Origin of the sequence: Streptomyces acidicola (assembly GCF_009377235.1) — a bacterium.
Lineage (GTDB): Bacteria > Actinomycetota > Actinomycetes > Streptomycetales > Streptomycetaceae > Streptomyces > Streptomyces acidicola.
In genome coordinates this window covers 1-10,475 of record NZ_VMNX01000294.1, presented here as the reverse complement: position 1 = coordinate 10,475, position 10,475 = coordinate 1, and the positions used below count along the sequence as shown (strand labels likewise).

The 10,475-nt window shown below is 68.8% G+C and carries 7 protein-coding genes and 2 pseudogenes; 5 read left to right on the top strand and 4 right to left on the bottom strand.

Features of this window, described 5'->3' with window-relative positions:
- The first annotated feature begins 253 nt into the window (after positions 1-253).
- From FPZ41_RS41055 to FPZ41_RS41040, 4 genes and pseudogenes are all read left to right on the top strand, one after another.
- Entirely contained in the window at positions 254-436 is a 183-nt protein-coding gene (locus FPZ41_RS41055) for a hypothetical protein (RefSeq protein ID WP_131569858.1), read from the top strand.
- 109 nt (positions 437-545) lie between these two features.
- Positions 546-1,008, top strand: a pseudogene (locus FPZ41_RS41050) (BlaI/MecI/CopY family transcriptional regulator).
- A gap of 9 nt (positions 1,009-1,017) precedes the next feature.
- Complete coding sequence (locus FPZ41_RS41045) at positions 1,018-1,551, top strand: amino-acid N-acetyltransferase (protein WP_152869273.1); 534 nt, start codon at positions 1,018-1,020, stop codon at positions 1,549-1,551.
- A gap of 277 nt (positions 1,552-1,828) precedes the next feature.
- The gene (locus FPZ41_RS41040; RefSeq protein ID WP_131569864.1) at positions 1,829-2,164 is read left to right on the top strand and encodes a histone-like nucleoid-structuring protein Lsr2; all 336 of its coding nucleotides are present in this window, start codon (positions 1,829-1,831) and stop codon (positions 2,162-2,164) included.
- Here the strand turns inward: FPZ41_RS41040 and FPZ41_RS41035 are convergent.
- On the bottom strand, positions 2,143-2,877 hold the full coding sequence (locus tag FPZ41_RS41035; RefSeq protein WP_152869270.1) for an SCO3374 family protein: 735 nt from the start codon (positions 2,875-2,877) through the stop codon (positions 2,143-2,145). The two genes, FPZ41_RS41040 and FPZ41_RS41035, sit on opposite strands and share 22 nt — an antisense overlap.
- A gap of 430 nt (positions 2,878-3,307) precedes the next feature.
- Here FPZ41_RS41035 and FPZ41_RS41025 point away from each other — a divergent pair, with 430 nt between their 5' ends.
- Entirely contained in the window at positions 3,308-5,833 is a 2,526-nt protein-coding gene (locus FPZ41_RS41025; protein WP_131569868.1) for an ATP-dependent Clp protease ATP-binding subunit, read from the top strand.
- A 78-nt stretch (positions 5,834-5,911) separates the two neighbouring features.
- On the opposite strand, the gene FPZ41_RS41020 is transcribed toward FPZ41_RS41025, so the two are convergent.
- From FPZ41_RS41020 to FPZ41_RS41010, 3 genes and pseudogenes are all read right to left on the bottom strand, one after another.
- Complete coding sequence (locus tag FPZ41_RS41020; protein WP_152869268.1) at positions 5,912-6,571, bottom strand: HAD family acid phosphatase; 660 nt, start codon at positions 6,569-6,571, stop codon at positions 5,912-5,914.
- Positions 6,572-6,690: 119 nt separating this feature from the next.
- The gene (locus FPZ41_RS41015) at positions 6,691-9,825 is read right to left on the bottom strand and encodes an NACHT domain-containing protein (protein ID WP_152869266.1); all 3,135 of its coding nucleotides are present in this window, start codon (positions 9,823-9,825) and stop codon (positions 6,691-6,693) included.
- Positions 9,826-10,097: 272 nt separating this feature from the next.
- Positions 10,098-10,475, bottom strand: a pseudogene (locus FPZ41_RS41010) (hypothetical protein); the annotation flags it as partial.

The window sequence follows — 10,475 nt, the reverse complement described above, 5'->3', positions numbered from 1 at the left end:
GCCGAGCCCGTCGCCTCAGCCCAAATCTCCGAGCCCGCCGAGCCGCCGCCCGATCCCGACCCCCGGCGAGGTCTTCCCGCCCAAGCGCAAGCCCAGCCCGCCGGCGAACCCCGAGCAGCGGCAGCTGGCCGCGGGCTGAGCCCCGCCACGTCCCGCCTCCCGGTAGCCCCGTCAGACCCCCGCCAGACCTGGGCCCACCCGCCGAAGCCCACCCGACCGGGGCCCACCGGCGCCCCCTGGCTACTCTGGACGCATGGACTACGTCTCCGCGCTCCTGCCTCCCGTCGTGATGGCCGTGTTCTTCATCGGTGTGATCGTGACGATGGTGAAGTCCCAGGGTGGCGCCAACAAGGCCAAGGAGGACGCGGCCGTCGACGCCGCCCTCGCCCGCGCGGAGAGCGCCCGGCAGGCATCCAAGGGCGACGCCCAGGGCTGAACCCCGGGCACGCCTCTCATCGGCGTACGACTCATCTGCTTTTCGAGTCGTACGCCCTTTTTGTTCTTCTTCTCCCGCTTCCCCTACTTCCTCCACTTCTCCCGCTGCGGTGTCGAGTTGTGTCTCGCCCATTGGGAGAACTCGATACACCACCGCGATGACCGTTCTGGACAATCTCCATCAGAAGGGCTGGGTGCGACGCGAGGCCGAAGGTCGCGCCTATCGATATGAGGCGGTCTCAACTCGTGCCGCCCACGTGGCTGCTCTCATGAACGATGCCTGGTCGCAGAGCGACAACCCCCGCGGCTGCTCTCGTCACCTTCTTCGGCATGATGAGCGAGGAACAGCGACAGTCCCTCCACGTCGCCGTACGTATCGTGCAAGGTCCCGGACCCGGGGAAACGACCGCTGCTCCGGCCTATAGCGCCGGCGAAGCCGCAGTCGATACCGCTGGCGAAGCCGCAGCCGATACCTCTGCCGAAACCGGCGCCGAATCGTCGGACGAAACAGCCGAGCCCCCCAAGGACCCCGATGAGAACCCCGCCTCGGCGCAGGGCGGCACCGGGCGATAGCGTCCGGTCATGCCAGCGATGAGGCCCGAAGCCACCGCGAAAGCCATCACCGTCCGACGGGCCAGGACCAGCGATGTCCCGCATGTGCGCGGCCTGCTCGACGACTACGTCCGCCGGGGCATCCTGCTCGACAAAGCGACGGTCACGCTTTACGAGGACATCCAGGAGTTCTGGGTCGCGGAACGCGATGACAACGCCCAGGTGGTGGGGTGCGGTGCCCTGCACGTCATGTGGGAAGACCTCGCGGAAGTCCGCACCCTCGCGGTGAACCCCGAGGCCAGGGGGCTGGGCGTCGGCCACCAGTTGCTGCAGAAGTTGCTGCACACCGCCCGCTGGTTGGGTGTTCGCCGGGTTTTCTGTCTGACCTTCGAAGTCGAGTTCTTCGCGAAGCACGGCTTCGTGGAGATCGGGGAGACTCCCGTCGACCGGGATGTCTACGCGGAGCTGCTGCGTTCCTATGACGAGGGTGTGGCGGAGTTCCTCGGTCTCGAACGAGTGAAACCGAACACCTTGGGTAACAGTCGGATGCTTCTGCATCTGTGATCGCTGGGGATCCGCACAACGACCGACAGGGATCGACAGAGATCGACAGGATCGGCAAGCGGTATTCCGGTGGACGTGCATGCCCGGGTTCCCTATGTCCGAAACGCGCACGTTTCCGGTCTTCCCCGGGTCCGTGGCCTCTCCCAGGGGTTTGTGTTTTTCAAGGAAAAGCGGTTTGCTTTCCGACGTACTGCAGTACTGCATATAACAGGGGACTCGAAACAGCGGCTGCGGCCGCGGACCCTCGACCCTCAAGTTATCGATGAAAGGAAATCCGGTGGCACAGAAGGTTCAGGTCCTTCTTGTCGACGACCTCGACGGTGGCGAGGCGGACGAGACCGTGACGTTCGCGCTGGACGGCAAGACGTACGAGATCGATCTCACGACCGCCAATGCGGACAATCTCCGCGGCCTTCTTGAGCCGTACGTGAAGGGCGGGCGCCGTACCGGAGGTCGTGCTTCGGGCGGACGTGGAAAGGCGCGCGCCGCCGCGGGCGGCAGCCAGGACACCGCACAGATCCGCGCCTGGGCGAAGGAGAACGGCTACGAGGTCAACGACCGCGGCCGCGTCCCCGCGTCCATCCGCGAGGCCTACGAGAAGGCGAACGCCTGATCGCTCAGGCGTCGCAGTCGGATCCGGTGGCACCACGTCGCCACCGTGTCCACGAGTCGTACGAGGTCAGGGGCGGACCCACCGCCCCCCAGCGCCGACAGGGTCGGCAGCGACAGTTCCACCTCGCCTCCCGGCTCGGGGGGCCGCAGCCACACGGCGGCCCCCTGTGGACCGGCCCGGTCCACGGACGACGGCTGGAGCGGTGCCCCCGTTTCCGTCCGGCCGGAGAGCGGGGACGTTCGTGCGCCCGGAACGGTCCGGGGCTCCACGGCCGCCGCGCGGTCGCCCCGAGGAAGAGGCCGGGGCGATGAGACCCCACTGTGGCCGTCCGGGCGGGACGTGAGCCGTGGGGTGCCGTGCGGCCAGGGCCGGGGGGCCTCGATATGGCCGCCCGCACCGACGGCCGTGAGGTCCAGTGCGAGGGTGCCCCAGTCGAGCCAGTCGAGCAGACCCGGCAGTTCGTCCGCGCTGCCCGCCGCGACCAGCAGTGCCATGCGCTCTCCGCGCAGCGCCACTGGCGAGCCCGGGGCCAGATGCCGCAGCGCCGCGAACCCCGCCTCCGCGGGAACGTCGAGCACATCGAAGCGCACACCCGTACTGAGCCGTACCGGCGATCCGGGCAGCGTGGCCCAGCCGAGCTCGTTCTCGTACCACTCCCGCACCCGGTCGCCCGAGTCGAGCGGACGGCGGGGGAGGGGGACGATGGATGCCATGTTGGGAACAACTGCGCGAAGGGCGCTCAAGTTACTCTGGGTGGTGAATTATGTACACAGGGTGGTGGATCGGGGGGCGTCCAGGGGAGTGCGGCGGCGCAAGGATGTTCGCCCGTAGCGGAGGGAACCGGTGCGCGCGGCATGGAGTGTCAGTGCGTGCGGGTAAGACATGCCTAGTGGGAGGGGGCGACACGCAGGAAAGGCGGTTTCGCGTTCGCCATCGGCGTACTGATGGTGAGGCTAACCACCTGGCCTGCGGGAACATCGTCTCGCACCATCGGGTTGGAGCAGATGTCGGCGTTCGGGGTCAGGAGGCCAAGGACGGTGTCGGCAGTTGGAATGAGCGGTCCCCGCTTGCGGGACTAAGCTGCGGAAGGACAGCGAGGGGAGCGTCCCCTCACTGCCTGACCGCTCTGAGGAGCGATTAACGATGTTCGAGAGGTTCACCGACCGCGCGCGGCGGGTTGTCGTCCTGGCTCAGGAAGAAGCCCGGATGCTCAACCACAACTACATCGGCACCGAGCACATCCTCCTGGGCCTGATCCACGAGGGTGAGGGTGTCGCCGCTAAGGCCCTGGAGAGCCTCGGGATCTCGCTTGAGGCTGTCCGCCAGCAGGTGGAGGAGATCATCGGCCAGGGCCAGCAGGCGCCCTCGGGCCACATCCCCTTCACTCCCCGTGCCAAGAAGGTCCTGGAGCTGTCGCTCCGCGAGGCCCTTCAGCTGGGCCACAACTACATCGGCACGGAGCACATCCTGCTCGGCCTGATCCGTGAGGGCGAGGGCGTCGCCGCCCAGGTCCTGGTCAAGCTGGGCGCAGACCTCAACCGGGTGCGGCAGCAGGTCATCCAGCTGCTCTCCGGCTACCAGGGCAAGGAGACCGCCACCGCCGGCGGTCCTGCCGAGGGCACGCCCTCCACGTCCCTGGTCCTCGACCAGTTCGGCCGGAACCTCACCCAGGCCGCTCGTGAGTCCAAGCTCGACCCGGTCATCGGGCGCGAGAAGGAGATCGAGCGGGTCATGCAGGTGCTGTCCCGCCGTACCAAGAACAACCCGGTCCTGATCGGTGAGCCCGGCGTCGGCAAGACCGCCGTCGTCGAGGGCCTCGCCCAGGCCATCGTCAAGGGCGAGGTGCCCGAGACCCTCAAGGACAAGCACCTCTACACCCTGGACCTCGGCGCGCTGGTCGCCGGCTCCCGCTACCGCGGTGACTTCGAGGAGCGCCTGAAGAAGGTCCTCAAGGAGATCCGCACCCGCGGCGACATCATCCTGTTCATCGACGAGCTGCACACGCTGGTCGGTGCGGGTGCCGCCGAGGGCGCCATCGACGCCGCTTCGATCCTGAAGCCGATGCTGGCCCGCGGTGAGCTCCAGACCATCGGCGCCACCACGCTGGACGAGTACCGCAAGCACCTGGAGAAGGACGCGGCCCTGGAGCGCCGCTTCCAGCCCATCCAGGTCGCCGAGCCCTCGCTCCCGCACACCATTGAGATCCTCAAGGGCCTGCGCGACCGGTACGAGGCGCACCACCGCGTCTCCATCACGGACGAGGCCCTGGTCCAGGCCGCCACCCTGGCCGACCGCTACATCTCGGACCGCTTCCTCCCCGACAAGGCGATCGACCTGATCGACGAGGCGGGCTCCCGGATGCGCATCCGCCGGATGACCGCGCCGCCGGACCTCCGCGAGTTCGACGAGAAGATCGCCGGCGTCCGCCGCGACAAGGAGTCCGCGATCGACTCGCAGGACTTCGAGAAGGCCGCCTCCCTGCGCGACAAGGAGAAGCAGCTCCTCGCCGCCAAGGCCAAGCGGGAGAAGGAGTGGAAGGCCGGCGACATGGACGTCGTCGCCGAGGTCGACGGCGAGCTGATCGCCGAGGTCCTCGCCACGGCCACCGGCATCCCGGTCTTCAAGCTGACCGAGGAGGAGTCCAGCCGCCTGCTCCGCATGGAGGACGAGCTCCACAAGCGGGTCATCGGCCAGGTCGACGCCGTCAAGGCGCTGTCGAAGGCGATCCGTCGTACGCGTGCGGGCCTGAAGGACCCGAAGCGTCCCGGTGGTTCGTTCATCTTCGCGGGCCCGTCCGGTGTCGGTAAGACCGAGCTGTCCAAGGCGCTGGCCGAGTTCCTGTTCGGCGACGAGGACGCACTGATCTCCCTCGACATGTCGGAGTTCAGCGAGAAGCACACGGTCTCGCGTCTCTTCGGTTCGCCCCCCGGCTACGTGGGCTACGAGGAGGGCGGCCAGCTGACGGAGAAGGTGCGCCGCAAGCCGTTCTCGGTCGTCCTCTTCGACGAGGTCGAGAAGGCCCACCCGGACATCTTCAACTCGCTGCTGCAGATCCTGGAGGACGGTCGCCTGACCGACTCCCAGGGCCGGGTCGTGGACTTCAAGAACACGGTCATCATCATGACGACCAACCTCGGCACCCGGGACATCTCCAAGGGCTTCAACCTCGGCTTCGCGGCCGCGGGCGACAAGAAGACCAACTACGAGCGCATGAAGAACAAGGTCTCGGACGAGCTGAAGCAGCACTTCCGGCCCGAGTTCCTCAACCGCGTCGACGACGTGGTCGTCTTCCCGCAGCTGACGCAGGACGACATCCTCCGGATCGTCGACCTGATGATCAGCAAGGTGGACGAGCGCCTGAAGGACCGGGACATGGGCATCGAGCTCTCCCAGGCCGCCAAGGAGCTGCTGTCCAAGAAGGGTTACGACCCTGTGCTGGGCGCCCGGCCGCTGCGCCGCACGATCCAGCGCGAGATCGAGGACAGCCTGTCGGAGAAGATCCTCTTCGGCGAGCTCCGGCCGGGCCACATCGTGGTCGTGGACACGGAGGGCGAGGGCGACGCCAAGACCTTCACCTTCCGCGGTGAGGAGAAGTCGGCCCTGCCGGACGTCCCGCCGATCGAGCAGGCGGCCGGCGGCGCCGGTCCGAACCTGAGCAAGGAGGCGTAGCCTCCGCGCTCGGCCTGAACGGAAAAGGGGCTGCCCCGGGAGTTTCTCCCGGGGCAGCCCCTTTCCGCTGTTCACTTCTCAGGACAACTGGCCGTCGTAGTCCGGCAGTTTGAACGTCTTCTCGGCGTGCCCGCCCGACAGGTCCGTGGCGCTGTTGCCGATGTTCGCGATGATCGTGTAGCCCTGCGACTCGACGTCGACGCGCTGGGCGGTCTTGTACTCGGCCACGTCCCTGAAGAGGTCGCCCAGGCCCCGGGCGTACAGTCCGGACACCTCGTAGCCGACGTGCTTCAGGTTGTACTCGGTCACCGAGGCGATGATGCCCGGTCGCGCGGTCACGAAGAACAGGGAGACGCCGTGCTCCTGCGCGTACTCGGCGACTTCGAGGACCGGCTTGTTGGCGGGCTGCGGGTAGCTGAAGCCGAAGTCGGTCTCCAGGGTGGTGTTGTCGATGTCGAGGACGATCGCCTGCTTCTCGCCCGGGGCGGCGTTCGCGATCCGCTGCTGTACGTAGGGCAGTGCCTGGTCCATCACGGCCTGGCAGTCCTTCTGCCAGGTGTCGTAGTCGACGTCGGCGGCGGTGACCGCGGGGGCGGCCGTGGTCGTCGCGGTCGAGGCGGCGGCCGTCATGGTGGTGCTCGGGACGGTCGCGGCGCCGGCGGGGCCGGCCATCGTCACGACGGCGGCCAGGGCGAAGGCGGCGATGCCGGTACGGCGCGTCCAGGGGCGTGTGGTCATGGGTGTGGGGGTCCTCTCACGTCCACGCTGAATGGTGAGTGTCAGGTGCATGCTCGTGGACAAGGATGGACCTTAAGAGGCCGGGGAGTTACCTGCCGGTAATGAGAGTGAGAGGCGGATCACAGCACGCTGTGCCTTGTTTCGATGGCCGGGGTGACCGGAAGGGCCGCGAGGAGGTGCTCCGGCACCTCGGCGGTCTCCGAGTCGAGACCGATCGAGATGGACTGGAGGTTGGGGAAGAGCGCCGGGATCTCCGAGAGGCCCTCTTCACGCCCGGTGAACCTGCTGAGCCGCAGGCTGCGGATACGGGGCAGCGGAGGGCCGGGCCAGCCGACCGCCTGCCAGTTGACCCGCAGTTCCGCCAGTTCGGGCAGCCGGGCCACCTCCGCGTAGTCCTCGGGGGCGAGCTCCCCGAACAGGTGGCCAAGACTCAGCTGCCGCAGCGACCGGAACCGGCGCAGCCCACGCAGGCCTGTGCGCCACAGCGCCCGCTTGGACAGGCGCAGAAACCGCAGCGGCAGATCCGGGGAAAGCGCCTCGTCGAGGGATTCGGCGTCCAGCGTCACACCGATGTCCAGTGAGCGCAGCGTGCCGGAACCGGAGAGCGCGGACAGGACGCCCGGCCGCTCCAGACCCGCCATCTGATCCAGCGACAGCCACTCCAGCCGCAGCCGGGACACCGGAGCGAGGTCGTCCACCCCAGGGCACCCCCTGAGGTCTAGATAGGTGAGCCGCTCGGCGCCCGACAGGCAGCCGAGATCGTGCAGCGCGGCATTCTCGCGTATGTGGAGCTGGAGCACCTCGCTGGAGGACAGCGCGGCGCTCAGCTCGGACGGATCCAGATCGCCGACGAGCTGGAGGGCCCGCCGGCCACCCAGTTCACCCAGAAAACGCAGTTGCTCCCGCGACTGCACGGAGAAGAAGAGGTCGTCCTCGGAGAGGTGGGCGATGACCTCCCTCCCGTACCGTGGGGTCGCGAACCGGTGCCAGGTCCAGGTGAGCTGGGTGCGCACCTTCAGCGCCGAGTGCGACCGGAACCGGGCCAGCACCGGCACAGCCGCCTCCGTGCCGACGAGCGACGCCGTGACCACCACCGCCCGTGCCTCGGCGTCGGTCAGCCCCTCCGGTCCGGGCAGCAGCTCCAGTACGAGCGGCCCGGCCTCGGCGAGGGCGCGCGCCTCCTCCGTCGTGCCCGGCGGGATCAGCGCGGCTGCGTTCCGCTCGACCTCGGCGCGGACATGCGGGTCGAGCTCCGTCGCGTGTTCCAGTGAGGCGAGCGCGAGGAGTCGTACGCGCGTGGCGGCCGGGCCCTCCAGACGTTCCGCGGAGGCGGTCAGGTCCCGGAGCAGTTCGCTCCGTTCGCGCGGCCGGGCGTGCGCCACGGCCATCCGTACGACGTCCGCCCACTGCTCGTCCACGGCGCCCCGCACCAGCAGCCCGAAGTCACCGTCCTCCACGGCCGCCTTGGCGCCGAGGTAGTCCTGGAAGGTGCGGTGCACGAACTCCACCGTGCCGGCGGTGGGTTCGCGGAGCAGACCGCTGCGGACGAGGAGGTGCCGCAGGATCTCCCCGGCGTCACCCTGTGCGGCGGCGGCCGGCACGGAGGGCAGGGCATCGGCGATGATCCGCTCGGCGCGGTCAAGGTCCATCTCGGACTGGTGGTTGCGGATCAGCCAGTACGCGAGCCGCTGGAGCAGCTGGATCTGCGGCAGCTCGGTGAGCCGGATGCCGCCGCCCCGCTCACCGTGCTCGAACATGTCCCGCTCCTCGTCGCGCCGCGACAGCAGCATCGACAGGGCCGCGTCGTACAACTCCCGCCTGCCATGCGGGAGGTAGCCTCGCCGGTCCCGGTGCAGCGCGCAGACCAGACCGCACATCAGGGGGTTGGTGGCGAGGCGGCCGAGGTCCGGTTTGGTCTGGACGGCGTCGAGCAGGGAGCGCTCGTAACCGTCGAGGACGCCGGGGTCGGGTACGTCGAGGCGGGCCGCCGTGTGCCAGCGGGCGATGAACGCGGCGACGTCGTCCCGGCTCATGGGCATCAGCGCCAGCTCCGTGAAGCCGTCCGGGGTGAGCCAGTCCTCCCGTACGGCGGAGGGGCGGGAGGTCACCAGCCACAGGTTTCCGGGATAGACGTCCAGCAACTCACGCAGCCAGCGACGGGTGCGCTCGCGCTCCCGCTCGGGGATCTCGTCGATGCCGTCGACGAGGAGCAGCCCGCGGCGGGCGCTGAGCACGCGGTCCGCCCATCCGGCCGGCTGAGTGGAGTGGAAGGGGACGCGGACGGCGTCCAGGAAGACGTCGGGTGCGGGGAGCCCGCCGGGGCGGCGGACGAGCGTCCGCAGCGGCAGGACGAAGGGGATACGGTCGCCGCGCTCGCCCCGGGCCGCCGTGACCGCGAGCCACTGCACCAGGGTGGTCTTCCCCGAGCCGGCCACGCCGCGCAGGAGAACGCGGTCATGGTCGGCCAGAGCCTGCTCGGCGGGCAGCGCGGTGGCGCCGGAGGCGGGGTGCGGCCCGTCCGGGCCGGGCGCCTCGGTGTCCTCGGCCGGGCGCAGCGCCTGGAGGCTGAGGTACGCGGCGTCGAGGGGCCAGCGTTCGGGGGAGTTGACCAGGTCGATGCCGTAGATGGTGAGATGGCTGTGAATCCTGGCGACGTAGTCGAGGTAGCGCTCCTCGAACGCTCTGTCGGTGCCGCCGGGCGGGGGTGTCCGGGCAATCAACTCATCGACCTTCGCGACGAGTTCGCGCTGTCGGCGGGTCTGCTCGACAAGGGTGCGCGGGACAAAGGTGGACCGCTGGGTGAAGAAGTGCAGGATGTGAAGGCAGGCCGTCGTGAGTAGCCCGCGGTAGAACAGGCTCGCGTCGAAGGACAGGTCCCGGTCCGGACTGCCACTCGCCGAACGGAGGTTGGCGGCGAGGATCTCGTGCCCGAGTTCCACCGCCTGGACGTCTGTCATGGTGAGGTCGCCGAGGGCGTAGAGGGTGTCGGCGAGGGCGTGGACGACGGCCTGCTCCTCGTCGGCGTAGATGGGCCGCTCACCGTCCTTCAGGGCCCGCTTCACCAGCTCGGCACAGAGTTTGTGCAGGTCGGGCCGGGTGAGCGTGCGCTTCTCGCCCTTGAACGACACGAACCCGGCTATCCGCACGGGTCTGTCGACCAGCCCGGCGCCCGGCCCCTCCACCACGAACAGCTTCTTGACCAGCGGCGACACCACGCTCGACGCCAACCTGAGGCCTACAGCTGCTGGTTCCATGTCACTCCCCCGAGGCGTGGACGCAGGTCAGCGTAGCGGCTTCGGATTGTCCAACAGGCTGTTGGACAACTGGCTCCGAAAAATGCGGGTCGCTTCCGCACATACGTCAGGTCGCCGCGGGAGAAGGCGTACTGGCCCGGGAACTGTGCGCTGCGTGCGGCAGACGTGCCGTCCCCTGATTGTGCAACAGGCTGTTGCACGATCGACCACCCGGCGCTGTCGCCACGGCGAGACGGTGCCCGGCGGGATACAGCTCGCCTACGCCGTGATCCTCACCCCCCGGCACGTACCCGGGGCATGCGTGGGTTGACGCGGAAGACCTGGAGGTTGGGGAAGCGGGACAGCTGGGATATGTCCGGATCGGTGGGTTCGGCATTGAGCCAGAGGTGGGTGAGCTGGGTGTGGTCCAGGCCGTTCAGGAGGTCGGCCGTGGGGATGAAGCCGGCCAACTGGATGCGGGGGCGGCCGCCCAGGTCACGGAGGGCGGCCAGCTCGGCGGTGTCGGAGACGGGGAAGTAGAGGCCTTCTGGATCCAGGTGGGCGATGATCTCGCGGGCGTAGCGTTCTCTGTCCTGGATCGTCGGATCCCCCTCACATTCCGCGCTTGGGGGCGAGGGTTCGTATGAGGGCCGCCAGGGCGGTGGGGGTGG